The 26,570-nt window shown below is 38.9% G+C and carries 19 protein-coding genes; 14 read left to right on the top strand and 5 right to left on the bottom strand.

Annotated elements, in window-relative coordinates; translation table 11 throughout:
* Positions 1 to 46 precede the first annotated feature (46 nt).
* A complete protein-coding gene (locus tag GQR39_RS12955; protein WP_240918208.1) occupies positions 47 to 994 on the top strand; it encodes a cellulose-binding family II protein in 948 nt (315 codons plus the stop codon).
* 280 nt (positions 995 to 1,274) lie between these two features.
* Here GQR39_RS12955 and GQR39_RS12950 read toward each other — a convergent pair whose 3' ends face one another.
* A complete protein-coding gene (locus GQR39_RS12950; protein WP_007580756.1) occupies positions 1,275 to 2,207 on the bottom strand; it encodes a hypothetical protein in 933 nt (310 codons plus the stop codon).
* Positions 2,208 to 2,590: 383 nt separating this feature from the next.
* On the opposite strand from GQR39_RS12950, the gene GQR39_RS12945 reads away from it, so the two are divergent.
* The 10 genes from GQR39_RS12945 (at position 2,591) to rluF (ending at position 18,186) form a co-directional block, all read left to right on the top strand.
* Entirely contained in the window at positions 2,591 to 2,893 is a 303-nt protein-coding gene (locus GQR39_RS12945) for an isoamylase early set domain-containing protein (protein WP_121954768.1), read from the top strand.
* A 9-nt stretch (positions 2,894 to 2,902) separates the two neighbouring features.
* On the top strand, positions 2,903 to 4,897 hold the full coding sequence (gene malQ, locus GQR39_RS12940) for a 4-alpha-glucanotransferase (RefSeq protein WP_165735797.1): 1,995 nt from the start codon (positions 2,903 to 2,905) through the stop codon (positions 4,895 to 4,897).
* Entirely contained in the window at positions 4,898 to 7,138 is a 2,241-nt protein-coding gene (glgB, locus tag GQR39_RS12935) for a 1,4-alpha-glucan branching protein GlgB (RefSeq protein ID WP_165735796.1), read from the top strand.
* Positions 7,131 to 9,194 carry a glycogen debranching protein GlgX gene (glgX, locus tag GQR39_RS12930; protein ID WP_165735795.1) on the top strand — a complete coding sequence of 688 codons (2,064 nt, stop codon included), beginning with the start codon at positions 7,131 to 7,133 and terminating at the stop codon, positions 9,192 to 9,194. Before glgB ends, glgX begins: the two co-directional genes overlap by 8 nt.
* Positions 9,187 to 11,724 (top strand): glycogen/starch/alpha-glucan phosphorylase, encoded by a 2,538-nt coding sequence (locus GQR39_RS12925; protein ID WP_165735794.1) that lies wholly within the window; start codon positions 9,187 to 9,189, stop codon positions 11,722 to 11,724. Before glgX ends, GQR39_RS12925 begins: the two co-directional genes overlap by 8 nt.
* A gap of 14 nt (positions 11,725 to 11,738) precedes the next feature.
* Positions 11,739 to 13,040 (top strand): glucose-1-phosphate adenylyltransferase, encoded by a 1,302-nt coding sequence (gene glgC, locus GQR39_RS12920; protein ID WP_002958601.1) that lies wholly within the window; start codon positions 11,739 to 11,741, stop codon positions 13,038 to 13,040.
* A gap of 81 nt (positions 13,041 to 13,121) precedes the next feature.
* Entirely contained in the window at positions 13,122 to 14,657 is a 1,536-nt protein-coding gene (locus GQR39_RS12915) for a glycogen/starch synthase (RefSeq protein ID WP_165735819.1), read from the top strand.
* Between the two features lie 89 nt (positions 14,658 to 14,746).
* The gene (locus tag GQR39_RS12910) at positions 14,747 to 15,961 is read left to right on the top strand and encodes an HDOD domain-containing protein (RefSeq protein ID WP_165725473.1); all 1,215 of its coding nucleotides are present in this window, start codon (positions 14,747 to 14,749) and stop codon (positions 15,959 to 15,961) included.
* 30 nt (positions 15,962 to 15,991) lie between these two features.
* A complete protein-coding gene (locus GQR39_RS12905; RefSeq protein WP_165735818.1) occupies positions 15,992 to 17,062 on the top strand; it encodes a DUF418 domain-containing protein in 1,071 nt (356 codons plus the stop codon).
* A gap of 86 nt (positions 17,063 to 17,148) precedes the next feature.
* Positions 17,149 to 18,186, top strand: coding sequence for a 23S rRNA pseudouridine(2604) synthase RluF (gene rluF / locus GQR39_RS12900; RefSeq protein WP_165735793.1), 1,038 nt, complete (start codon positions 17,149 to 17,151; stop codon positions 18,184 to 18,186).
* Positions 18,187 to 18,376: 190 nt separating this feature from the next.
* On the opposite strand, the gene GQR39_RS12895 is transcribed toward rluF, so the two are convergent.
* A complete protein-coding gene (locus GQR39_RS12895) occupies positions 18,377 to 18,961 on the bottom strand; it encodes a hypothetical protein (RefSeq protein ID WP_165735792.1) in 585 nt (194 codons plus the stop codon).
* A gap of 721 nt (positions 18,962 to 19,682) precedes the next feature.
* On the opposite strand from GQR39_RS12895, the gene GQR39_RS12890 reads away from it, so the two are divergent.
* Positions 19,683 to 20,015, top strand: coding sequence for a PBPRA1643 family SWIM/SEC-C metal-binding motif protein (locus GQR39_RS12890; RefSeq protein ID WP_007580735.1), 333 nt, complete (start codon positions 19,683 to 19,685; stop codon positions 20,013 to 20,015).
* A 109-nt stretch (positions 20,016 to 20,124) separates the two neighbouring features.
* On the opposite strand, the gene GQR39_RS12885 is transcribed toward GQR39_RS12890, so the two are convergent.
* Positions 20,125 to 23,193, bottom strand: a complete 3,069-nt coding sequence (locus GQR39_RS12885) for an efflux RND transporter permease subunit (RefSeq protein ID WP_165735791.1) — start codon at positions 23,191 to 23,193, stop codon at positions 20,125 to 20,127.
* Between the two features lie 2 nt (positions 23,194 to 23,195).
* The gene (locus GQR39_RS12880; RefSeq protein WP_165725477.1) at positions 23,196 to 24,278 is read right to left on the bottom strand and encodes an efflux RND transporter periplasmic adaptor subunit; all 1,083 of its coding nucleotides are present in this window, start codon (positions 24,276 to 24,278) and stop codon (positions 23,196 to 23,198) included.
* 122 nt (positions 24,279 to 24,400) lie between these two features.
* Between GQR39_RS12880 and GQR39_RS12875 the strand changes: the two genes are divergently transcribed.
* Both GQR39_RS12875 and GQR39_RS12870 read left to right on the top strand, forming a co-directional pair.
* Positions 24,401 to 25,297 carry a LysR family transcriptional regulator gene (locus GQR39_RS12875; protein ID WP_165735790.1) on the top strand — a complete coding sequence of 299 codons (897 nt, stop codon included), beginning with the start codon at positions 24,401 to 24,403 and terminating at the stop codon, positions 25,295 to 25,297.
* On the top strand, positions 25,287 to 25,598 hold the full coding sequence (locus GQR39_RS12870; RefSeq protein ID WP_165735789.1) for an MGMT family protein: 312 nt from the start codon (positions 25,287 to 25,289) through the stop codon (positions 25,596 to 25,598). The genes GQR39_RS12875 and GQR39_RS12870 overlap by 11 nt, the downstream gene beginning before the upstream one ends.
* Positions 25,599 to 25,761: 163 nt before the next feature.
* Here the strand turns inward: GQR39_RS12870 and GQR39_RS12865 are convergent, their stop codons facing one another.
* On the bottom strand, positions 25,762 to 26,160 hold the full coding sequence (locus GQR39_RS12865) for a hypothetical protein (protein ID WP_165735788.1): 399 nt from the start codon (positions 26,158 to 26,160) through the stop codon (positions 25,762 to 25,764).
* Between the last annotated feature and the right edge of the window lie 410 nt (positions 26,161 to 26,570).

The following is a 26,570-nucleotide window of genomic DNA, read 5'->3' as shown; positions in this document are numbered from 1 at the left end:
GTTTGGCTACACTTATTTTAATTTGTACATTATTTAGCAATGAATTATGCCTGCATATTTTTTTACCCTCTTATTGGGTTTAACTGAGCCTCTTCAGTTTGGAACAAACTTACCCACCACTGCACCTGATAATGCAGTCAACCAAGTTGAGTGTATTTTATTTGAAATGGGAGCCCCTTTTCAGCTACAAACCTTGCCATGGTTACGTGCACGTCGAGAAGTAAAGTTAGACCGCTTAGATGGTTATTTCACTACTCATTTAATGCCTGAAATGAAGGCCTATGGGCGCATATCATCCCCCATCTTTTTAGAAAGCTGGTACTGGTTTACTCATCCAGAGAGCATTAATAAACCAAAAAATAAAATGCGTTATGGTGCAGTAAGAGGGAGTTATCAGGCTAATTGGTTTAAAACTCAGAATATTATTGCTGAGGTAGAAGTAAATTCATTAGAAGAAATAGTAAATGTTATGCACCATAAGCGGATTGATAGAATTCTACTTGATTTAGACGATTTTGAATTAGCAGCCTCTAAGCTAGGCATTAATGAAGATGAGTATCAAAGAGAATTTTTTAGGTATGTACCTTTGGGATTATTTGCTTCGCATTCACTTATTAAACGCTTTCCTAAATTTATGCAGCAGTTTGATGAAAATATAAATACTTGCGCGCAGGCTCCATTTTCACTATCAAAAAGTGAAGAAAAGCAAATACTTGATAGGTTGTCCAGTAGTGCTAAAACCTTACTAAACTTACCTAGTTTATTAGAACAAGTTCAAATAAGTAATGAGTCTCCCTTAAGTGAATCTGAAATTAAAAGACTAGACCAGCTATGGATAAAAGAAAGTAAACAAGTAAAGCACCCTGATGGATTAGCTATGCTTAATTTACCGTTATCTAAAGTATTTAAAAAATGGCAATCTCAATTCAAAGGTGTTGTTACTGAGCTAATATTGACTGATAACCAAGGAAAAACATCGCTATTAGTAAGCTAACCAGTGACTACTGGCAAGGAGATGAAAATAAGTTTACTAAAACATTTAAACAGTCAAAAGATTTTAACTTTGATAGCGTCACATATGATGCATCAACACATCATTTTCAAGTTCAGCTAAGTTTTCCTGTTTTAGATGATAATAGTAGTCATATTGGAGTGTTGATTTTAGGTATTGATGTAGAAAAAGCACTTCATTCGTCAAACGAAAAGAGTAATTAACTCATTACCTTTCACATAAGTTAGCTAAGCTTTAATACTTTAGCTTAGCTAACTAGATGCTATGGAAGTGTTTTTTCTGAAATAGGTTTTTTTCTTATAACTTCTTTTTTGGCTTTATCAAGCTTTATAAAATAAGCATTACCGCCTATGCCTTTAAACTCTTCATCTGTAAATACAATCGTATTGTCATCAAAAAAGGTGACAGCTTCTTTTTGAGTAACAATCCCTAAGTCTATTTTTGATACATCACCAGAGAAAAACTTATCACCTTCAAAGTTTTCAAATAACCAAAGACTTGTTGAATCAAGTAAGACTAATTTTTTACGATCGGGGCTGAGCGCCGCAGAGGTTATCCAGCATAGTTTTTCAAGCGTGGTACACGTTTTAAAAGAGTCAATTAGCTCAGCATCAAAATTTGCTGCATGATCGCCCACTTTATACACTTTAGTAATACCATCGAAAGGTTCAGTGCGGTTTTTAGTAAATAAATATAAATGACGACCTAGTGCTACAAATGCTTCTAAATCAAAATTTCGGTCATTGGGTTTTATTGGACTGCCATCCATTTCAGGGTAGGTAAACTTAATTATTTCGGCTTGGGTTGTGTTTGTTTTTATATCTATAGGGTTTTCTATTTTATAAATAGTGAGCCATCTACGATCATTTTTGTTATTACCAAAATCCCCTAAAAAAAAGTGCCCAAATTTGTTTTGGGTCATGTCTTCCCAATCAATGTTTTTAGCGTTTTCAACTAAAATTTCTTTGGCGATAGAACCATCTTTGTTAAGGCGGTAAAGCTTTGGTTCGTTGCCTCCGTCGTTAATAGCCCATAGACGTTTTTGTTTATCAAATTCAATACCTGAGATTTCTTTTAATTTAGGATCAACTGAGATTTCTTTTTTACTATAAAGGGTATAGATTGAAGAACCAACAAGTGTGGCTATTATTAAAAAAATGATGGCTATAGTTATTAAAATGCTTTTTTTCAACATGAAAATTATGATATTTCAGAGTATTAAGATGCTGTGTATTATCGCTGATGAAAGTACAGAACAAAAGAATTTTATAAATTTAGGTAATACTTTTGGATTATTTAACTTTAAATTCGATTAAATAAATAATATGTGATGTACGCTTAGTTGGTTCAAATATTGCTCTGTACTACTGAGCTTTTTAAAAAAGATTGTTTATATACTAACCGCACTTTTTAAGTGCAGAAAAAATGAATTGTTGCACTGTAATAATGCGTAAATAAAGTTTTGGTTAACTTACAACGTGTTTAATGATTTTGAATGGAATCCACATCGCCTTTTTGTTTAGTTGTATGGCCTGTGGCAAAGATTAAGTACCCTTTTTGGTTTAGTTGGAGCCTGCTATGTTGAATAAACGTTTTTTTAAAACAAAAGATGAAGCTGAAGTAACCTTTGAATTTTCTCATCCAGAGGCAGAAGAAGTTTGCTTATTAGGCGAATTCAATGATTGGCAACCTGTGCCAATGAAGCTTAATAAAAAACAAGGTGTGTTTAGATTTAAGCAACGCTTACCTATCGATCAACAATTTCACTTTCGTTATTTAATAAATGGAGACATTTGGGATAACGACCACCAAGCTGATGGTTATATTGGCAATACATTTGGCACAGAAAACAGCATAGTAAATACTCAACGCATTAATTAAGGCGATTCAATGGATGCTCTTTCGCAGTTGTTTTACCTGCATGGTATTGGCTTTGAATTCACTAAGTATACAGGTGAACAGGTGTTTTTTAGCGAAGACACGCGTAAACGTGCTTTGCAATGTTGCGGTGTTGATACAAATAACGAAGCCGAAATAACTCAACTAACTTATGATTTAGATGCATCGCTTTGGCTGGATTTAGTACCCAGTGTGAGTTTGGTTGACCAAAAAAAATGCGCTTTAAAGCTTCGTATAGACGAACGTCAGCAGTATTTAGCCGCCAACATTAATGTCCCTTCTCTTGGGATGAATATAGCGGTTGAGAACCTTTATAATTTGGTAGTTACAGGTGAATATTACTTACATGGCGTTCGCTATATTGAGCTAGCACTACCCATAGAAACTATGCCAATTGGCTATCATGACGCTAGTGTTCAAGTAGGTGAACAGCATGCAATTACGCAACTTTGGTGTGTACCTGAGCAAGTTTATCAAGTGGAGGACACAAAGCGCACAGGGTTATCTATTCAGCTTTACACATTAAAAAATAAAGCGCATTTAGGTATTGGCGACTTTGACGATTTACTAACGCTTACAAAATTATGCAGCTCGCAAAATATGGATTACATATTACTTAATCCACTGCATTTGTTATTCGCTGATATGCCAGAGCGTGCAAGCCCTTATAGCCCTAGTAGTCGGGCTTTATTAAACCCTCTTTATATTTCTATAGTATTAAGCGAAGACGCACAAAATAACGCAGTTCTACATGACCTCATGCAACAAGACGACGTAATTACACTTATAAAAAGTAATGATCAATTTATAGATTATGAAAATGTAAGCCGTATAAAGTATGCGTTATTTGAAGCGCTTTATAATCAGTTTGAATTAACGGCAAGTGATGAGCGTCGCCAAGCGTTTACTGATTTTTGTAATACTCATTCAACTACGTTAAATACCCTCGAATCAGATAACTTAACATTTGATTATTACCTGCAGTGGCAAGCGCATACGCAATTGGCACTGTGTCAACAAAGTTGTGCAGAGCGAGGTATGGCTATTGGCTTAATCAATGATTTAGCTGTTGGTTGTGCGGGTGATGGAGCTGAATTTAAAAATCAAAAGCCACTGTTTAGCCAAGGTGCAAGTGTCGGTGCTCCACCTGATCCATGGGCCGAAGCTGGCCAAAATTGGGGGCTTCCAGCACTAAACCCTCATAGTCTTAGTAATAATCACTACCAATTTTATCGCTCGCTCATTCGCGCAAACATGCAAAATGTAGGTGGGCTTAGAATTGACCACGTAATGGCTATTAGGCGCTTATGGTGGTGCTTTGAAAATAATGGCGAACAAGGTGGCTGTTATGTTTACTACCCGTTTGAGCACTTACTCGCCATTTTAAAAATTGAGTCACATATTAATCAGAGTATTGTTATTGGAGAAGATTTAGGCGTTGTGCCGCCAGAGGTAAGGCAGGCTCTAGCTTCAAGCGGTATATTTTCTAACAGTTTATTTTATTTTGAAAAACAACACAGTGGAGAGTTTTTATCGACAGATGAGCTAGCAGCACAGTGTTTGTTAATGATAGCCAATCATGATGTACCGCCTTTTACAGGTTGGTGGCAGCATGCTGATTTAAATATTAAGCAACAATACAAGCTTATAACTTGCAGTGAATACGAGCAATTAAAGCAACAACGAGTAGAAGAGCAGCATAGGATACTACGGTTTATTAATCGCCATACCAATACAACCGAGCTTTTATTACATAGTAATTCAGTCGAAGTATATAACGCACTAGCATTGTGTTTGGCAGGTTCTCAATCGCGTCTATTTGCAATTCAAATAGATGATTTAGATGAGCAGAAATATCCGGTTAATATCCCCGGGACAGATAAAGAATATCCTAATTGGCGACGTGTATTAACGCATACCAGTGAAGAAATATTTACTAAAAATGGCTCACTTTTAGCTGCTATCGATTCAATAAGGAAAAGTTAAATGAGCAGTACAATTAATAAAAAATCGTCAGCACAGGACAGCTCAGTACATGAAAATAGCTATGATGCACAAGTACATGCATTAAATACAGGACGATTTACAGACCCATTTAGCTTTTTAGGGGCACATAAAACAGATGCCGAAGTTGAAATCCGTCTTTACTTACCTTGTGCAATAAACGTAAGTGTTACATTAAATAATAAAAGCATTGAGGCGCAGCGCTACCAACAAAGTGACTTATTTATAGCTAAAGTTGATGCACTACCCACCGCGCCTTATCAATGCATTGCTAAGTACACAAATAGCAGCGTTACCTTTTATGATGAATACAGCTTTGAAAGCACACTTGATGCAGAGGCAATGTATTTATTTAACGAAGGCAGCCTTGAACATGCGTACTCTCATTTTGGTGCACATTTTAGCACTCAACAAAATGTAGAGGGTGTGCGCTTTTGTGTATGGGCGCCTAATGCTGCAAGTGTCTCTATTATTGGTGAGTTTAATTTTTGGCAAGCTAATCGCCACTTTATGCGTTTTCATCCTGCAAGTGGTGTATGGGAGTTATTCGTACCAGGCCTTAAAGCCGACATGTGCTACAAATTTGCAATTACCGCTCAAAGTGGAGAAGTACTCGAAAAAGCCGACCCCTATGCATTTAAAATGCAACAAGCCCCGGGTACTGCAAGTGTACTGCAGTATAAACCAGAACCTATAACGCTCGGCGAGCAGGCACTTAAAAACAGACAAAAGCGTAATCATATTGATGCGCCAATTAGTATTTATGAAGTGCATTTAGGCTCATGGCAACGCGCTGAAAACAACCGCTATTTAAGTTACACAGAGCTTGCTGACAAACTCGTTAGCTACGCCCTTGAAATGAATTTTACCCACCTTCAACTTATGCCAATAAGTGAATACCCGTTTGATGGTTCGTGGGGGTATCAGCCTGTTGGTTTATTTGCACCTACCAGTCGTTTTGGCGATTACAACAGCTTTAAATACTTTGTAGAGCAATGCCACAAAGCTAATTTAGGTATTTTACTTGATTGGGTGCCTGGGCATTTTCCTAGCGATCCGCATGGCTTACATCGATTCGATGGCACCCATTTATATGAACATGCCGATAAGCGCCAAGGTTTTCATCCTGATTGGAATACCTACATTTATAACTACGACCGCCCTGAAGTTAAAAGCTTTTTGATTTCAAATGCTATGTATTGGTTACATCAATTTGGTTTAGATGGTCTGCGTGTAGATGCCGTAGCTTCTATGTTGTATTTAGATTACAGCCGAAAAGAAGGCGAGTGGATTGCTAATTGTTATGGCGGGCGCGAAAACTTAGGTGCAATTGAGTGCCTAAAGCAAGTCAATATGCGCAGCTATAAAAACAACCCAGGCATTATGATGGTGGCTGAGGAGTCAACAGCGTGGCCGGGTGTCACCCAAAGTGTTGAGCACAACGGCTTAGGCTTTGGCTATAAGTGGAATATGGGTTGGATGAACGATAGTTTGCATTACATGCAGCACGACCCTTTATACCGTCAGCATCATCATCACGAAATGACTTTTTCGATGGTATACGCTTTTAGTGAAAACTATATATTGCCATTAAGCCACGATGAAGTAGTACACGGTAAAGGATCGTTAATTGAAAAAATGCCAGGCGATGATTGGCAGAAATTTGCAAATTTACGCGCTTACTACGCATTTATGTGGGCACACCCGGGTAAAAAACTCTTATTTATGGGCGGTGAAATTGCACAGCGAAAAGAGTGGGGGCACGATCATTCTATTGATTGGCATTTACTTGAGCACCAAAGCCACAACGGGGTAAAGCACACCGTAAAAGCGCTCAATACCGTTTATAAAAACCAACCTGCGTTGTATGAGCTAGATTCGAGCGCGGCTGGTTTTACCTGGATAGATAACAATAATAATCAGCAGAGCATTTTGAGCTTTGTTCGCTATGCTAAAAACGCAAAAAACTTTGTGGTTGTTATTGCTAATTTTACCCCCGCGTCCTATGAAAACTACGTTATTGGCGTACCGAGTAAAGGGCGTTACAAGGTCATTTTAAATACAGATGATACTCAGTTTTTTGGTTCTGGCATTGAGGTAACTAAAGATTCATCGCAGATAGTTCAAGCAATAAACGAATCAAATCATGGTTTTAAACACAGTATTTCAATTGCCATTGGTGGCTTAACTACTATTTATTTACAAAAGGTTGATGATGAGTAACCGATTTGATGTAGCACCCGGTAATGTAGAACCACTTGGCTCTAGTGTTATTGATATTGGGGTTAACTTCGCGCTATATGCGCCTGGGGCAAGCCAAGCTTATGTATGCCTGTTTGATAAAAGTGGCCATTCAGAAATACTAAAAATGGCGATGAATATCAACGAAGGTGGTATTTGGAGTATTCATATTTCGCCATTAAACGCCGGTGCGCTTTATGGTTTTAGAGTTGAGGGTGAATATAACCCTAAAAACGGTCAACTGTTTAACGAAAATAAGCTGCTGATAGACCCATATGCAAAAGACTTGTTTGGTGAGTTTACTTGGAGTGAACGCCATTACGGGCAAATGCCAATCGGTACTAAAAGCACTGTAAATAATGCGATTGATATACCTAAATCAAAAGTAGCGGCTCCTACGTTGTATACGCATAAAAAGCCTAACCACCGTTGGTCAAACACGGTTATTTATGAGTGCCATGTGAAAGGTACAACGTGTCGTCATCCTAAAATTCCCAAATCTCTACAAGGGAAGTTTTTAGGGTTAAGTCACCCAAGCTTTATTGAACATTTGCAAAGCTTTGGGGTTACAGCCGTTGAGCTTTTACCTGTTCACTCTTTTATTAGTGAGCAATTTTTAACAGGGAAAGGTTTGCAAAACTACTGGGGTTACAACACGCTTAACTTTTTTACGCCCCACAAAGACTATTTGGTAAACGACGATATAAACGAGTTTAAGCAAATGGTTAAAGAGCTCCATGCTGCAGACATAGAAGTCATATTAGATGTTGTTTATAACCATACAGCAGAGGCGGGGGCGGATGGCCCTATACTATCGCTTAGAGGCTTTGATAACTTAGCCTATTACCGCGCAGTAGATGGCCAGCCTGACGTATATATAAACGATACCGGCTGTGGTAATACCATAAATATTGACCACCCTAAAACACTGCAACTGGTACTTGATAGCCTTCGTTATTGGGTTGAAGTGATGGGAGTTGATGGTTTTAGGTTTGATTTAGCGACCATTTTAGGCCGCACAAAATCAGGCTTTAGCTCCGCACATACTTTTTTACAAGTAGTTGCCCAAGACCCTGTACTTAACAAAGTTAAGTTAATAAGTGAGCCGTGGGATATAGGCCCAGGTGGTTATCAGCTTGGGGCATTCCCGCCGCCATGGCGAGAATGGAACGATCAATACCGCGATGTAATTAGACGTTTTTGGCAAAGTGAAACGGGCATAATTGCCAACGTTGCAAAACGTTTGCATGGATCGTTTGATATTTTTGAGCACAGCCAACGTGGACCACTTAATAGCATTAATTTTATAACGAGTCATGATGGTTTCACGCTTGCCGATTTAGTGAGTTATGAAGAAAAGCATAACGAAGCTAATGGTGAGCAAAACAGAGATGGGCACAGTGCAAATCACTCGTTCAACTGTGGAGTAGAAGGCTTTACCAGTGACTCAAAAATAAACGCACTGCGTTTGCAACAACAAAAGAACTTTTTACTTACTTTAATACTCTCAAAAGGTGTACCCATGATTGCCGCTGGCAGCGAAATGGCGCACTCTCAAGGGGGGAATAACAATGCTTATTGCCAAAATAATCGCACTAGCTGGCTTGCCTGGAAAGATTCTCAACTTAATCATTCGCTAACACGATTTATTGACGATGCTTTAAAAATTAGACGCGCGCACAGTGCGTTCAAACACAGTGTATTTTTAGATGATATAGACGAGCGTTTTACCGTTAAGTGGTTTACTGAACAAGGTAAAACCATGACCGACGCTCATTGGCATGAAGATACCAGACAGTTTTTAATGTATAGCTTACTTGATAAGCAAAACAATCATGCATTACTGATGGTATTTAATGCCAGTAAAAAAACAGTTTTTTGCCAAATGCCGCCTTCGCCTATTAATGCGCCGTGGCAAATGGTTTTATCAAGTGTAAATAATGCATCTGTGAGTAGTAATGAAGATGCGATGGTTGAAATTTCAGCACAAAGTAGTTGGGTTTTTAGTGCTAATTTAGAGGATGTAAGTCATGGCTAAGCAAAGTGAACAAGTGTGTGTAGTAAAGGGCTGGCAAGAAGGTCCTGTTATAGATGAAAGTACGCTTAAAGATGACTTAACACGGCATTTTTATTATACCCTAGGTCGCGATAAGGTCGGCGAATCAAGACTGTATTTATACCATGCTTTAGCGCTGACTATTCGCGACAGACTTGTTGCCCGCTGCAGAGAAACGAATCAACAAATTAAGCAAGAGAAACGCCGCAAAACGGCTTACCTTTCTCTTGAATTTTTAATGGGACGTGCGCTAGGTAATGCAATACTAAACCTAGATTTAGACGACCAAGTTGCTGCTGCATTACAAGAATACTGCACAACAGTAGAAACGCTTGAAGATGCCGAGCACGACGCAGGTTTAGGTAACGGTGGTTTAGGCCGCCTAGCTGCTTGTTTTTTAGATAGTTGTGCAAGTCTAGCGTTACCTGTCATTGGTTATGGCCTTCGTTACGAATACGGCATGTTTAACCAATCCATTAAAGATGGTAACCAAATTGAGCAACCAGATAACTGGCTGCGCGAAGGCCACCCATGGGAGCTAAGCGCGCCAGAGCATGCAAAACGTGTGAAATTTGGCGGCTACGTGCAAAGTTACACGGATAAATTTGGCCGAGAGCATCGTCAATGGATGAGTTCACAAGATGTATTAGCTGTCCCTTACGATGTCCCAGTCCCAGGTTATAAAAACAATATTGTAAATACGCTACGCTTATGGAAATCAGAAGCGACAGATGAATTTAATTTGACCGAATTTAATGCAGGCAGTTACTCAGAAGCCGTCGCACAAAAAAACCTAGCTGAACAAATTACCATGGTGCTGTATCCAAACGACAGCAGCGAAAATGGTAAAGAGCTTAGATTGCGCCAACAATACTTTTTATCATCTGCGAGTATTCAAGACGTAGTTGATCAGTGGGTTTCCCAACATGGCGAGAACTTTAGCGACTTTGCTGATTTTCATGTTTTTCAGTTAAACGACACGCACCCAAGTATTGCTGTTGCAGAGCTGATGCGTATTTTAATTGATGATTACGAACTTGATTGGAACGATGCTTGGCAAATCACTACTAAAACAATGGCCTACACAAACCATACGTTACTTCCTGAAGCGCTTGAAAAGTGGTCTGTTTCGTTGTTTTCAAAATTATTACCACGCATTTTAGAAATAGTTTACGAGATAAACGCACGCTTTTTAGCACAAGTTGCACAGCAATGGCCGGGTGATGTTAATAAACAGCGTGCATTGTCGTTGATTGAAGAGGGCGATGAGCCGCAAATTCGTATGGCTTACTTAGCCATTGTAGGTAGTTACTCTGTAAATGGCGTAGCAGCACTGCATACCGAACTGTTAAAAGCGGGTTTATTTAAAGAGTTTTACGCGCTTTGGCCAGATAAGTTTAATAACAAAACAAATGGTGTTACACCTCGTCGATGGCTTGCGCATTGTAACCCAGTATTAAGTGAATTAATTGGTGAAAAAATTGGCCATGACTGGGTTAAAAACTTTTCAAAAATTAGTGACCTATGTCGTTTTTATGACGACAAGGCATTTCATGAGCAGTGGCAAAATGCTAAACGTGAAAACAAACAACGTTTAGTTGATTTAGTTAAGGCGCGCTGCGATATCGATTTTGATGTATCGATGATGTTTGACGTTCAAGTAAAACGTATCCACGAATACAAACGTCAGCTATTAAACATACTTCATGTGATTCATTTATATGACCGCATTCGCCGTGGGGATACCCAAGGACTTGTTCCTCGTTGTGTTCTATTAGGTGGTAAAGCAGCACCGGGTTATTACATGGCTAAAAAAATTATTAAGCTTATTAATAACGTGGCAGAGGTTATAAATAAAGACCCTCAAGCTGCGCCATATTTACGCGTCGCCTTTTTACCTAATTACAACGTAACCGCTATGGAAGTTATTTGTCCTGCAACCGATTTGTCAGAGCAAGTATCTACCGCAGGCAAAGAAGCGTCGGGTACTGGCAACATGAAGTTTATGATGAATGGTGCATTGACGATAGGCACGCTGGATGGCGCAAACATTGAAATTAGAGATGCAGTTGGTGCAGACAACTTCTTTTTGTTTGGGGCACAAGCTCATCAAATTGATGATATTAAGTCACGTTACAATCCTGAGCACTTAATCGCACAAAATAGCGATTTAAATAATGTAATGCAACTACTCGAAAGCGGCCATTTTAACTTGTTTGAACCATGCTTATTTGACGATATTACAAATGCAATTAAGAGCCCACACGATCCATGGCTTGTTGCGCACGATTTTGAAAGTTATGTAGCAGCTCAAAAAGAAGTTGATAAAGCTTACGCAGATCAAACCTACTGGACACAAATGAGTATTTTAAATACGGCAGCCAGTGGAATGTTTTCAAGTGATAGAACCATAAGCCAATACAGTGAAGACATTTGGCATTTAGAACCCCTCAATATTAGTGAAACAGACTTAACGACAACTAAAAGCCATGCCACTAACAGCCTAGACTAAATGGAGAGAGTATTATGCCCAATTATGCAAATCGCTACATAAGTAGCCTAACCAGAGAAACTTACGCGTTAATACTGGCAGGGGGTCGCGGTTCTCGCCTGCATGAGCTAACCGATTGGCGAGCAAAGCCAGCAGTTTACTTTGGTGGTAAACATCGAATTATTGATTTTCCACTATCAAACTGCATTAACTCGGGTGTGAGACGTGTTGGTATTGCCACACAATATAAATCGCATTCATTAATTCGTCATGTAAACCGCGCGTGGGGGCACTTTAAAAAAGAGCTAGGAGAGTCGGTTGAAATACTACCTGCATCTCAGCGCCAAGGTGATGATTGGTACTGTGGAACCGCAGATGCTGTTTTTCAAAACATAGATATTATTCGTCACGAACTCCCTAAATATGTGATGATTTTGTCTGGAGATCATGTGTATCGCATGGACTATGGCGCTTTATTGGCTGAACATGTGCAAAAGGGCGCAGATATGACAGTGTGTTGTATTGAAGTGCCCGTAGAGGAAGCCGCAGACACGTTTGGTGTAATGACCGTTGATGAAGAAAACAGAGTGTGTCGTTTTGATGAAAAACCAGCAATGCCGAGCTCCGTACCCGGCAAGCCAGGTACATGTTTAGCATCAATGGGTAATTACATTTTTAATACTGAATTTTTGTTTGAGCAACTTAAAAAAGATTCTGAAAACGAAGGCTCTGGCCGAGATTTTGGTCACGATATTATTCCAGCAATTATAGAAGAGCATAATGTATTTGCTTTCCCATTTAGAGATCCAAACCAAGAGGGGCAACCTTATTGGCGCGATGTAGGTACCCTAGATTCGTTCTGGGAAGCTAATATGGAATTGGTAATGCCAGAACCACAACTTGATTTATACGACCCAACGTGGCCAATATGGACATATCAAGAGCAGCTACCACCTGCTAAGTTTATTTTTGATGACGAAGATAGACGCGGTATGGCATTAGACTCAACTGTGTCGGGTGGGTGTATTATTTCGGGCTCTGCGGTTAGAAAGTCACTCTTGTTTTCTAATGTCCACGTTCGCTCATTTTGTACCATTGAGCAGTCGGTAATTTTACCCGGTGCGGTTATAAATCGAGGTTGTAAAATTAAGCGTGCGATTATAGATAGGAGCTGTGAAATACCGGCAGGTCTCGAAATCGGTTTTGACAAAAAAACAGATGAAGAAAACGGCTTTAGAGTATCTAAGAAAGGCATCGTTCTTGTTACTCGTGATATGCTCACTGAGCTTGCAAAAAAGTTAGAGCGCCAAGCGCGTGAGAATAAAAAGCTAGCGTAAAACACGTTAAATATTAAGCACGACAACAAAGCTTGCTCATTTATGAGCAAGCCCACACAGGTTAAAGGAAGTAGTAAATTAATGCATGTATTAATGGTTGCAGCAGAAAATGACGCGTTACCAGGCGCAAAAGTAGGCGGTGTGGCAGATGTAGTACGCGATGCCCCAAGGGCGCTCGCAAAGCAAGGTATAACGGTTGACGTTATTATTCCTGACTACGGGTTTGAGCCGCTTGAGCGTATTTATATAGGTGAAGTAACCGTTGCATTTAATGCTCAACCCCATGTATTAACCATTTTTAAAGTACAACAAGCCCAAAATAATGTAAGCCAAATTGTTATTAGCCACCCGCTATTTAGTGAATCAGGCAGTGTATATTGTAACGATGCACCGGGGAGGCCTTTTGCAACTGATGCGACAAAATTTGCTTTATTTAATGCAGCTGTCTGCGAAGCATTATTACAAGGTGTATTAAAGCGCCCTACAGCGCTACATTTACATGATTGGCACAGCGCCTGCGTTGCAGTTTTACTTAAGTTTGAGCCACGTTATAGCTCACTTAATACCTTACCCATTGCCTACACAGTGCATAATATTGCACTGCAAGGTATAAGACCTTTTAAACACGACGACTCAAGCTTAGAGGCATGGTTTCCGTCACTTAGTTATAATGGCCAGCAACTATGCGACCCGCGTTACCCTCATTGCTTTAATCCTATGCGCAGTGCAATAAATCTGTGCGATAAAATACATGTTGTATCACCAACCTACAGCCAAGAGGTTCTTGAACCTAGTAATTACGAGCATGGTTTTTTTGGTGGCGAAGGGCTTGAGCAAGATCTGCAAAATGCAGCAAGCCAAGGTAAGCTTGTCGGTATTTTAAATGGCTGCGAATATCCAAGCAATGCACTTGAAGGAGCAACTCTCGCTGATTTTTATAGCCAAGCAGAGAACACTTTATTTACTTGGATGGCAAATAGCGAGCAGTTACAAAGCGGCTACTATATTGCCCACCAACGACTACAGCAATTTAAAGCAACGGTTAATAATGGCCCATTAATCACAAGCGTTGGCCGACTTACAGAGCAAAAAGTGTTGTTATTGTGCCAGCAGGTTAATGAGGCTTTAGCTATTGATAAAGTGTGCCAAGTCATTAATGAACATAACGGCAGACTTATTATTCTAGGCTCGGGTGATAAAGAGCTCGAAAGCATATTTACCAAAGCAATGGCGCGTAATTCTAATCTTTTATTTTTGAAAGGCTATGGTCAAGGTGTTGGCGATTTAATGTATCAACTAGGTGACTTATTTTTAATGCCAAGTTCGTTTGAACCTTGTGGTATTAGCCAAATGCTAGCAATGCGTGCGGGACAACCCTGTTTAGTACACAGTGTTGGCGGATTAAAAGATACAGTTAAACATCATGAAAATGGTTTTAGCTTTAATGGCGACACGTTAGCAACACAAACGAGTAATTTAATTAGCTGTTTAGACGAAACTCTCTTAATTAAAAAGCAGAATCCTAAAAAGTGGCATAAAATTAAGCACAGCGCAGAGAAAATGCGTTTTTCGTGGCCACAAGTGGCAACTGATTATATAACAACCTTATACCGGTAAATCGTTGCTGTACTTTAAAGTTTAGTGACAAATGTACCTGCTTAGGGTTTAATTACTTAGTATTATATAAAAACTAAGAAGTAGGTAATGTGTCTGTATTTGTTGCAAGGCAAGCAATATTCAATCGAAGTAAAAAAGTAGTAGCCTATGAGCTACTTTTTCGTGATAGTCCAAAAAATTATTTTCCAGATATTGCAGAAGGCCAAGCAACAGCAAGGCTTATTATGGAAAATCAATTAAATTTAGGTACACGCCATATTACATCAGGCAAAAAAGCGCTTATTAATATAGGACCAGAATCATTAAAGCTCGATTTATGTGCTTTCCTACCATGCCAAGACGTTGTGATTGAGTTACTCGAAACCATAGAACCCACCGACGATAACTATGAACTGTGCCGAGGTTTGTTTCATAGTAACTACAAACTCGCACTCGATGACTTTGTATATAAACCACAGTGGGATCGTTTTTTAAAGCTTGTGAAGCTCATTAAATTTGATATTGCAATTACACCTCTTAGCGAAATACAGCCCATAATTAATAAGTTACAAGCGCATAAACAAATAAAAATACTAGCCGAAAAAATAGAAACACAAGAAGACTATAAGCTCGCCTTTGATATGGGGTTTGATTATTTTCAAGGCTATTTTTTTGCAAAACCTACCATGATCAAACAAAATGACATTGATTATAATTATGGTTTAGTCGTCGCTATTTACGCCGAAATAATGAAAAACAGTCCAGATATAAAAGCTATATCTGGACTGTTTGAGCTTGATGCTGCACTTGCGTATAAATTACTGCGTTTAATTAACAGCGGTGTTTTTCCTATACAAAGCCAAATATCGTCATTAAAGCAAGCGCTTGTGTATTTAGGGCATGAACGCCTTAAAAAGTTTGTTAGCCTCATTGTTACTGCTCATACCGCAGGTAAAAAACCTGCAGAGCTAATGCAAGTGTGTGTTGTACGCGCGCGTTTTTGTGAGTTGTTAGCAAAAAAGGTTAATAAGAGCCAGTCAGGCGAAGCATTTTTAACAGGGTTATTTTCACTGCTAGATGCAATCCTTGATCAACCAATGAGCTTACTTGTTGAAAAGCTACCTTTTCCTGATGAAATAAAAACGGCATTATTAGGGGATAAAAACACACTTTATTATATTTTAAACGTTGTTAAAGCATACGAAACAGGAAGCTGGTGGGCACTTGAACAAGCTGTACTTTTGCTAAATATAGACAGTGCTATACTTCCTCCACTTTACCAGCAGTCAGTCGATTGGGCTGACAGTTATAAGAATAATATTTAACGGATAATAGCTTTAATGCGCAATTATAATATGGACTTTATTCGCGGCGTTGCCGTACTTGGCCTAGTTTACATGAATGCTTACGCCTTCGGCCTTTTTGAATACGGGTATACCTCCTTAACTAATCCTCCTGTTAGCGACTCAATTATTCACACCTTTAGCAGTTTGTTTGTAGACGGGCGTTTTAGAACACTGTTTAGTTTGCTTTTTGGTGCTGGGCTTTACATTCAGTGGCAACGTTATAAGTCTGAATTGCAGTTAAAAAGCAGGCTCTATTGGTTAATCCTCTTTGGTTTAGCGCATGGTTTTTTACTTTGGGCAGGTGATATTTTATTTGTTTACGGTGTATCTGGCTGGTTTGTTATTAAATATTTAGAGAGTGATAGCACTGTTCTTTTAAAAAGAGGACTTGAGTTTATTTTGTTATCGGGTGTGGTTACCTTACTTGTTATATCTAGCGTACCCGATGAAATAATTTACCGCGATACAGCACAGTTTATAGATTTATATAACCCACACTATATTGATTACTTTATTAGTAACCTCGCCATGAACACATTGATGCTTGTTATGGTGCCAATAATGACAATGTGGATGTGCGTGGGCCTTATGCTCATTGGCATTTATTTATATAAACAAGGCGTTTTTAGTAAAGGCTTAACGACTCAGCAATTAATAGTTTGCGGTGCAATGACCCTTGTTTTTTGTGGAATCAGGCTTTATGCATCACAGCTTAATGGCAGCTTAGGATATGGGGTGCAAGAATTTGTAAATATGTTTGCGGCCCTAGGTATGGCTACGCTGTATATTCATTTAATTGTTAAATTTTGCAATAACAGCGCACACGTCGGCACGCTTATTCAACAAGCAGGGCGCTTAGCATTTACTTTATATATTAGCCAAACACTCATACAACTGTTGTTATATAAAGTGCTATTTACACACTGGGTGCTCAGTTTTGATCGTATTGACTATTGGTTAGTTGCAACGGCATTAGTTGCGCTGCAGCTCATATTTACCTTTTTATACAGCCGCTATTTTAATCAAGGTCCGCTTGAATGTGTATGGCGTAAATTAACTAAAGTAAAAATTAGTGCTTAAACGCCTATAAATAGTAAATTAGGGGCGAAAAAATAGTGTGGGTGGTTTACACTACTCGCCTTAAAAATTACTACGCTATAAGTGCCATGACCGAATTAAAACGTTTAAATAAATTTATTAGTGAAACAGGATTTTGTTCACGCCGCGAAGCCGATAAATATATTGAGCAAGGTCGTGTCAGCGTTAATGGCTACTCACCAGAAATGGGCGTAAAAGTAGCCGCTACCGATGTTGTATTAATTGATGGTAAGCCTCTTAAAGCCACGCCAAAGCGCGTTTACATTGCCTACAATAAACCCGTTGGCATAACGTGTACTACCGAAAGTAAAATTCAAAGTAATATTATTCGCGCGGTAAATTATCCTACGCGTATATTCCCAATAGGGCGCTTAGATAGACCGTCTGAAGGGCTTATATTTTTAACTAACGAAGGCGATATCGTTAATAAAATTTTACGTGCGGGCAATAATCACGAAAAAGAATACGTTGTTACGGTAGATAAACCGCTTAATCGTCAGTTTGTTATAAAAATGGCGAATGGCGTGCCTATCTTAGATACCGTTACTAAAGAATGTAAAGTAACGCAAAGTGGCCCCAAAGAATTTAAAATAGTACTTACCCAAGGCTTAAACCGTCAAATACGCCGCATGTGTGAGTACTTAGGCTACGAAGTTGTAACCTTAAAACGTACGCGCATAATGAACGTAACACTTAAAGGTTTAAAAGTAGGACAGTGGCGTCATCTATCAGATATTGAAATGGCGCAAATAAACGATTCAATTTCTGATTCTGGTAAAACTCAAGAGCACTCGCTTGATACTAATAAGCAATCAGAAAATAATGCACCTTTAGCACCTAAAAAACGCGATTTTCAGGGCGAAAACCCACGACGCTTTAATAATGGTGATCGAAATAGTGAGCGTAGTAATGAGCGAAACACAAATCGTAACTCTGAGCGTAGCAATGCTAACGGAGAGCGCAAAAATGAGCGAACTAATACTCCTTACCAAAAGCGTTCTACAACGTATGTGGGTAAGCCAAAAAGCATTAAAGAAAACAAATCGTCTAATGCTAAATCAGACTCAAAACCAAGCTCAGGCCGTATTCTCAGCCTAAAAAAATAGTGTGCAGCTAAATGATGGTATTATACCAATCTGCTTAATTAATTGGGCTATTTTGAGGTAAGAAAACCGTGTCGATAACAAGGCAAAAATTTCGTTATTTAGTTGTTCTATATCAGAAATTTTTAACACAGTTAGCGTCAGGTTTAAGCCCTCAAATTGATCAAGTATTATTGCGGATTGGTATTCATCGCTACCACTGTATTTCTTGTACTATATTACCCAGTGGGCTTTTAACGCCCACTAAATTTATATTGTTATTTTGCAAGCTCGCCAACTTACTCTTATCTAAATACCATCTAAAACTGTGTTTCCTGTAGCTTTTTAAGTCAAGCACAGTCAGTTTTGAGCAACTGTATTCATAATCAGTTGGGCAAGTGCCTACTTCAAGTAATTGATATTCTTGCTGCCATATATTGTCGCTGTATTTATTGGCAAGTAACTTTACTGAAATACATACTGACGTCCACAACCATAAGTAAATTAAAATAGGTAAACCAATTGGTATAAATACTGAGCGGAACTTCCCATGTTCAACAATATAATCTTTAACCGTATGTTTAAATTCAAAGTTATTATTGTATTTTTTATATAGGTGCCTAAATAAAGCAACCGATAACACGATCGTCATTATTGGAAATAACGTAAATGTTAAGGTGTTATATATACCATTGGGAATAAAAGCGGGATCAGCTTGTTCATCCCATGCAAGTAAAACCAGTGGAGGAGCCGTTGCTAAAAGTAGCAGAGCGCTGTTGAATAGTTGTTTAAAGGTCACAGGTATTCACTTATAAAATGCTGCTTGTATAAAGCCCAAATTAGCGCTTAATGTTTAGTTATTAAATGCTAAAGCCAATATAAAACAAGAGTATACCTAAATAAATTGAAATCGCCGATAATGCGTTTCTAGAACGCAGGCGCTTAACTATATCGCGTGTACCATCAATCATACCGGAAATAATACCAATTCGCTTAATTAAGTAATCTATTTTGAGGATGGAAAAACGTGTTGATAGCTAGGCAAAAAATTCGCTATTTAGTTGTTCTAAATGAGAATTTTTTAACACAGGTAGCGACACGTTTAGCCCCGCAAAATGATTAAGTATTATTGCGGGTTGGTATAATCAGCAGTAAACCACCTATAAATCGGTAGTTGTTTAAGTTCACGTTACCATTATCGTCAGTTATAAAGCGTAAATAACCAAAAAGTATAAAAAGACTGCCCGCTATTAATACTGCAATTTTAAAGTTTTCCAAGGCTTTTCCATAATATTGAGTTAGATATTAAAACGCCACTGAGTTTAGTCATGATAATTTTACTATATTTCGAATTTAAATTTTGCCTAAATCCATTAAATGGTCTCATTATGTCGCTATATTAGGCGTATATACGCTAAAGCCTGATTTATATTGTGCATTAGCAAGTACACCTTAGTTATATTTTGGGTAAGCTGTTAAGATGCGCCGTCTTAATAATGTAGAAAGGTTATAGAAGTAACATGTCAAAATTTTTCTTTATGGGTAAGCCCGACATAATGGGTAAAAATAACAGTAATGGATTTGCGCCAAATCGTACTGCAAAGGTAGGCACAGAGTTGCATCCGTTAACGCTAATTGTAAACTCAGCTGAACGACAATCAGAAATAGAAGCAATACTAGAAGAGCATTCGCTGTTTGCTTCAATTGAAGTTAAAGCAGACTTACCAGAAGATATTCGCGAACTAGACTTTGCGCTTAGTAAATCAACACCACAAGTATTTGATAAAGTACCAGAGCGTAACGCACCTTGTGTATGTGGTAGTGGCAAAAAATATAAAAAGTGTTGCGGTTAGTTTCTTAACAACTAAATATGTAGCCTTTCTTTTTTATCGGTATTAAATAAAAATGCCACAGGATTTTGAGCCTGTGGCATTTTTTAATGTTAACCAATTATATGTTTAATTACTTACGAGGCTCGTAATCAATTCTAAATATCACGGTGTACAGTACCGGCACTACAATTAGAGTCAAAATTGTAGCAAAGCCCAAACCAAACATAATTGTTACCGCCATTGACTGGAAGAACACGTCAAATAACAGCGGGATCATACCCAAGATAGTAGTTATAGCTGCCATTGCAACTGGTCGTACACGGCTCACACCAGAGTCAAACACGGCTTCATAGGGCGATTTACCTTCCCTTAATTCAAGATTTATTTGATCAACTAATACAATACCGTTTTTAATTAGCATACCGCTTAAGCTTAACAAACCAAGTAGCCCCATAAAGCTAAACGGCGCATTCATCGCTAACAAGCCGGCACTTACACCAATAATAGCCAACGGCACAGTTGCCCAAATAACAAGTGGCTGTTTAAGTGAGTTAAAAAGTAATACCGTGACTGCAAACATCGCTAAATAACCCAGCGGTAATGAGCCAAATATTGCTTTTTGAGCTTTGCTTGATGACTCAAATTCGCCGCCCCATTCTAGTTGGTAACCACGTGGTAGTTCCATGTTCTCTATTGGGCCGCGAATACGTGCAAATAATTTAGCGGGTGTTTCGTCCCCTAATACATTGTGATCGGCCATTACTGTAATAGTACGTTTGCGATCGCGGCGCATTATTAGGCTGTCTTCCCACTGCACATCAAATTCATCTACAACTTGAGTCACTGGTACAAATACACCAAGAACTGGGCTGTATATTTGTAGGTCGTGTACGCTTTCTACGTTTAAGCGCTCGTTAGCAGGAGATCGAGCAATAATGGGTAGTAACTGTGTACCATCGCGATATACGCCCACTTGTTTACCCGATAAGCTCGTTAGTAATACATTGTCTAAGTCTGATTTACTAATACCTAATCGACGTGCTTTTTGCTCGTTAAATTGCGGGCGAATCATTTTGGTACGTGCGCGCCAGTCATCACGAATATTGTATGCACCATCGTCGCTACCAATTAATTCTTCGGCTGTAGCGGCGAGTTGTCTTAAAACAACAGGATCAGGGCCCGAAAAACGTGCTTCTATTTTTGCATCAGTAGAGGGGCCAATTTCCATCGGTTTAATTTTAAGCTGTGCAGAGAGTGCATGATTGCTTGAGTAATCACGCACTGTTTGCATTACAGTTGCTACGGCTTCTCTGTCGGCAACACGAATAATTAATTGCCCGTACGCGGGGTATGATTTTTCTGGCGCGTAGGTAAGCATAAAGCGCGGTGCACCTTGGCCTGTTGTGCTTGTTACTTCTTCAACAAGGTCTTCTTTTTGCAAAAACTCTTCGAGCTTTTTAACGCCCTCAAGGGTTGATCGAATATCAGAGCCTTGCTCTTGCCAGTAATCTACATAAAACATAGGTGTATTAGAGGCAGGAAAAAACGACTGTTTTACAGAGCCAAAACCAATAACCGCAGTACACAGTAAAACAACCATTAATATAAGCGTGGTTTTTCTAAAGTGCAGCGCTAAATCTAAAATCGCTTTGTAACCATTAAAAATAAAGCCTTTGTATGGGTCTTCATCTTCTTGGCCTTCTTCGTTTTTAAATTCGTTTTCTTTAAACATTAAATTGGCAAAAAATGGCGTTAGCGTAATGGCTGTTATCCAGCTTAATAAAAGCGAAATAAACAACACCCAAAACAAGCTACCGGCAAATTCACCACTGGCATCAGAGCTTAAACCAATTGGCGCAAAGGCAGTGACTGCAATTACTGTTGCACCTAGTAAAGGCCATTTTGTTTGCTCAACAATATTAACAGCCGCTTTGAGTTTTGTTTGGCCACGTTTAAGGTTTATCAGTATGCCTTCAGTGACGACTATTGCGTTATCAACCAGCATACCAAGGGCAATAATAAGTGCCCCAAGCGATATACGTTGCAAGTCGATGGCAAACAACTTCATAAATATAAACGTACCCAGTACGGTAAGCAGTAAAATACCACCAATTAAAATGCCGCTTTTTAAACCCATAAATAACAGCAGTACAACAATAACAATCGCAATGGCTTCAAGTAAGCTGATAATAAAACCATCAACCGATTTTTGAACCTCTTGTGGTTGGTTGTATACAGAATTTATATGAATACCATGAGGGCGTTGATATTCAAGTGATGCTAAATGCTCGTCTATGTTTTTACCCACATCAACCACGTTAACACCCGACATAAACGACACGCCAATAAGTAAAGCTTGCTGAGAGTTATAACGAATAATGTTATTTGGTACTTCTGCGTACTCTCTGTAAACCTTTGCTACATCGCCTAAGTAAATAAGCTCATTGGCACCTGATTTTGAAATTAATAAGGTTTCGAGCTCTTTTACATCTTTAAATTCGCCAGTAGGATGCAAGCGAATTGATTCATTGCCCACGCGAATTTTACCCGCGTTAGATACCGTATTTTGCGATTGCAATAACTGGAATATATGGCTTGGCGCAATACCTAATTGAGCAAGTTTACGAGTAGAAACTTCAACCATTACTTGCGCTTGTTGTTGCCCCGCAACGGTTACTTTACTAACGCCTTTAACCAATACCAGTTCACGCTTTAAAAAATCGACGTAATCTTTAAGCTCATCATACGAGTAGCCATCGCCGGTTACCGCATACATAACACCGTAAACATCGGCAAAGTCGTCCAAAATAGTGCTTGGGTAAACACCACTGGGTAATGACGGAGAAAGGTCGTTAATTTTACGACGCATTTCATCCCAAATTTGGCGAAGCTGCTCTTTACGATAATTGCTTTTCATTTCTACTGAAATTTGCGATTTACCGTTAGATGAAATAGACGTAACGTAATCAACATAAGGCAATTGCTGAATCGCGTTTTCAATCGGAAAAGTAACTTCTTCTTCAACTTGCTGCGGCGAAGCGCCAGGGTACATGGTAATAACCATGGCTTTTTTAAGCGTAAACTCAGGGTCTTCTAGTTGCCCTAAATCAAAGTACGACACACTACCGCCAATTAATAGCAGCAGCGTAAACATCCAACTGATTACTTTTTTCTCTATGGAGAGTTGTGCAAAGCTCATAATTATAAGCCTCGCTCTTTATTCCATGCTCTTACTTTCATGCCTTCTTTTAGTGAATGCACACCGGCTGAAACCACAATTTGGCCTTCTTCAATACCACTTAATACTTCAATGCCATCGCGGTGCAACTGGCCAACCTTTACAGCTTGTTTATGCACTTGGCTAGTTTTTGAATCAAAAAGCCATACGTAGGCGTTATCTTCAATTGATTCTTGCGGCTCAGAAAACACCGACTCGATAGGTAAGATTGTATAAGCAACTTGCGAGCGCGTTACTTTACTTAAATCAATAAGCACGCTACCCGTCATACCGGCTAGTAAATTAAAGTCCTCAGGTACTGGTAGCGAAAATACAACTTTATAAGTAAGTGTTGCAGGATCTGCTTGGGTATCCCACTCTTTAATATCAAGTATGTATTCTTTGTCGTCAAAGCCATCAAACTTTACAGTAGGGTGGTAATCGGTGCCTTTTTTAAAGCGAGCGACTATTTTTTCTGGAACCTGAATTTCTACGTCCATTAAATCGCGTGTTTCTAAGCGTAATATATTTTGCTTTGCTTGAATATTTTCAAAGTTTTTAACAAACACCTTAGCGACAGTGCCTGAAAATGGTGCGCGTAGTTCACTGTATTCAAGGTTCGTTTGTGCAATTCTAAATGCAGATTCAGCAATTTGCATATTAGCAGTGGCTTGATCTAATTCTGACTGGCTGGTGATTTTTTTCTCAAACAATTGCTCAATACGGCCAAGTTGTGACTTTGCCAATTCAAAGCGCGCTTTACGTTCGTCAAACTGTAATTGAAAATCTTCTGGATCCAGTTTTGCTAATAAATCACCCTTTTCAACGTGTTCACCAGCGAGAACCGGAAACTTAATAAGTTCACCGTTTACCCTAAAAGCAAGGTACGAGCCTTGGTTTGCAACAACTTCAGCAGGAAAACTACGAATGTTAATTTGCGTATCATGACCTATGTTGAATAATTTAACAGGGCGAATAGGCTCTTCTTTAACTTGTTGTTCTGGCTCAGAACAGGCTATTAAGCTAAGTAAGGTCGTTGTTAATAAACATAGACGAAAGAGTTTCATGTCTTCTCCGTTGCAATGATGGCAAAATAATTAAGTGCAGCATACGCTGCAAACATATAAAATAAAAATCATTAAATTTTAGAAACTCAATAAGTTTTATTTATGATGTTGCAGAGCGGTATATGAAGCTGAATCAATTAATAATTTTAGATGCCATAGTGCAAAGCGCAAGCTTAAGCGGAGCAGCACTAAAGCTACATAAAACGCAGCCAGCGCTTACACTCGCCATTAAAAACTTAGAAGCCAAAATAGGATTTGAGTTACTAGACAGAAGTAAGTACCGATTACAGCTTACTGAAAAAGGGCGTGTTTTTCACCGCGAAGCGCAGCAACTACTGCATGCCAACGACGAGCTAGCACAGCTCGCTAAAGAATTGGCATTAGGTAATGAACCCCAATTTAGAGTTTGTTACGAACAACTTTGTCATATGCAGAGTTATAACGAGATCATAAGTAATACTTTTAGGTTATTTACCAGCACAGAGTTTAGCTTAACCAGCGGGAAGCGCTTTATTTCATTAGAGCAAGTAAACAGTGGGCAAGCTGAATTAGGTATTGGTCCGTGGTTTGATTTATTTCATGCAACAGGCGATTTAGAAAGCGTACCAATTGGCAAGCTTGCTATTGGCATTGTGAGCGCTAAAGGCGTACTCCCTCAAAAACTCACCTATAGCGAACTGCAAACGTATCCGTGTTTAGCCATGTTTGAAAGTGACTTGAGTATCGACAGCGACAGGCTATCGTACTCAAAAGGCTCCGCCATGATGAAAATTGATGATGTATCGACCTTAAAATCGTTTTTACTCTCAGGTGCTGGTTGGGCAATGATGAGCCTAGAGCACTGCGACTCTGAAATAAAAGCTGGCTTACTTCAAGAAATACACATAACTGACCGAGAGCATAAATTTAGCGCGCAAATTAGAGCCTTTAGGCAGCATGCAATGCACCACGGCCCTGTAGCGCGTACTATTTGGGAGCAATTTAAAGTACTTAGTGAGGCGTATTTAAATGAACGCTGATATTGATAAAGAAACACTTATTTATACTGTTATCGCAGGCATACCAATAGGCAAAGTAGCAAGTTACGGGCAAGTTGCCGCTCTTGCGGGTTATCCTCAAAATTCACGGCTGGTAGGGCGCTTATTAAAAGTGATGCCAAACGACTCAGTTATACCTTGGCACAGGGTAGTGAATAGCCAAGGTAAAATATCGTTTCCCGAGGGTAGCGAAAAATACCAAGAACAACGCGAAAAGCTTTTATCTGAAGGGGTAATGTTTAAAAACGACAAAGTGAATATGCGCGAATGCCGGTGGGATTGATATGACTATTATTGGCAGGTAAGTGCCAGTGTAGGTCGGATAAGTGAAGCGCCATCCGACACAGTAAAATACCTTATCAATTATTATCAATATTTATGTTGTCGAGTGGCTGGAGAGTGCCATGAGCGGACTGTCGTAACCTTAGACACTTGTTATATACCTTTTACTTACCTGCTTTTATTTTAGGCAGTTGCACTTGCAATATAACAAATGCAGGAATCAATGGTAAAAAAGCTAGCCACGATAACGGAGTAACAACCCAAAACCAGATAAACCAAGATTCTGCGATAGTTAATAGGAATAATTTACTAACACGCTTAAAAAGCATTAAGTCACCCATAGCCGCTAAAGGCAAACCAAAACATAGCGAACCAAATAAGGCTATAGATGGGTGAATAGTCTCAATTTTAATGTTTTCTATCACTGAAAAATAAAATTCATAGCCATAGCTAAATAGCAAAGGACTCAATAGACAAAGCGCCCAAACAGTGCTCCAGCTAGCATCACGCTGATGCTTAGAGTGGATTTTATTTTTTTCTTGAAGCTTGCTCAATGCATCCATTTAACTCGGGCTATCCCTAGGTATATAAAAATTTAATAGTGCGCTTATCGCACATATTTCTACCGACTTAACGCTCATTTGTCTACTTTATATAGTTTTAACAAATAACCTAAGGTATTACTATCACTAAGTTTTCTAAAATATTTGAGTTAAGTTAAATAGATCAATATGCGCGTGCAGCTCATTTTCATGAATATATGCGCAAAAAGCAGTTTGACAAATCAATTAACTACTATATTTAGCAAATCTCAATGACCGGTTATCGCTCATTAGGGACTGCCAGATAAAATCAAAACACTCTTTTCAAACTGAGATGTGGACTACTACAAATTTGTTATTAAATTTTTATGTAAGAAAAATTGGTGAAAAACAACCACCATAAAAGCTGTTAAAGTTTATTGGCATATAGC

This window comes from Pseudoalteromonas sp. C8 (assembly GCF_011378685.1).
Classification (GTDB): Bacteria; Pseudomonadota; Gammaproteobacteria; order Enterobacterales; family Alteromonadaceae; genus Pseudoalteromonas; species Pseudoalteromonas arctica.
The sequence above is the reverse complement of the archived record's forward strand: the minus strand, read 5'-3'. Positions and strand labels throughout refer to the sequence as shown.

Coding starts and splice junctions, on each gene's coding strand:
- GQR39_RS12955 (WP_240918208.1), top strand. CDS start 47: ATGCCTGCATATTTTTTTACCCTCTTATTGGGTTTAACTGAGCCTCTT.
- GQR39_RS12950 (WP_007580756.1), bottom strand. CDS start 2,207: ATGTTGAAAAAAAGCATTTTAATAACTATAGCCATCATTTTTTTAATA.
- GQR39_RS12945 (WP_121954768.1), top strand. CDS start 2,591: ATGTTGAATAAACGTTTTTTTAAAACAAAAGATGAAGCTGAAGTAACC.
- malQ (WP_165735797.1), top strand. CDS start 2,903: ATGGATGCTCTTTCGCAGTTGTTTTACCTGCATGGTATTGGCTTTGAA.
- glgB (WP_165735796.1), top strand. CDS start 4,898: ATGAGCAGTACAATTAATAAAAAATCGTCAGCACAGGACAGCTCAGTA.
- glgX (WP_165735795.1), top strand. CDS start 7,131: ATGAGTAACCGATTTGATGTAGCACCCGGTAATGTAGAACCACTTGGC.
- GQR39_RS12925 (WP_165735794.1), top strand. CDS start 9,187: ATGGCTAAGCAAAGTGAACAAGTGTGTGTAGTAAAGGGCTGGCAAGAA.
- glgC (WP_002958601.1), top strand. CDS start 11,739: ATGCCCAATTATGCAAATCGCTACATAAGTAGCCTAACCAGAGAAACT.
- GQR39_RS12915 (WP_165735819.1), top strand. CDS start 13,122: ATGCATGTATTAATGGTTGCAGCAGAAAATGACGCGTTACCAGGCGCA.
- GQR39_RS12905 (WP_165735818.1), top strand. CDS start 15,992: ATGGACTTTATTCGCGGCGTTGCCGTACTTGGCCTAGTTTACATGAAT.
- rluF (WP_165735793.1), top strand. CDS start 17,149: ATGACCGAATTAAAACGTTTAAATAAATTTATTAGTGAAACAGGATTT.
- GQR39_RS12890 (WP_007580735.1), top strand. CDS start 19,683: ATGTCAAAATTTTTCTTTATGGGTAAGCCCGACATAATGGGTAAAAAT.
- GQR39_RS12885 (WP_165735791.1), bottom strand. CDS start 23,193: ATGAGCTTTGCACAACTCTCCATAGAGAAAAAAGTAATCAGTTGGATG.
- GQR39_RS12880 (WP_165725477.1), bottom strand. CDS start 24,278: ATGAAACTCTTTCGTCTATGTTTATTAACAACGACCTTACTTAGCTTA.
- GQR39_RS12875 (WP_165735790.1), top strand. CDS start 24,401: ATGAAGCTGAATCAATTAATAATTTTAGATGCCATAGTGCAAAGCGCA.
- GQR39_RS12870 (WP_165735789.1), top strand. CDS start 25,287: ATGAACGCTGATATTGATAAAGAAACACTTATTTATACTGTTATCGCA.
- GQR39_RS12865 (WP_165735788.1), bottom strand. CDS start 26,160: ATGGATGCATTGAGCAAGCTTCAAGAAAAAAATAAAATCCACTCTAAG.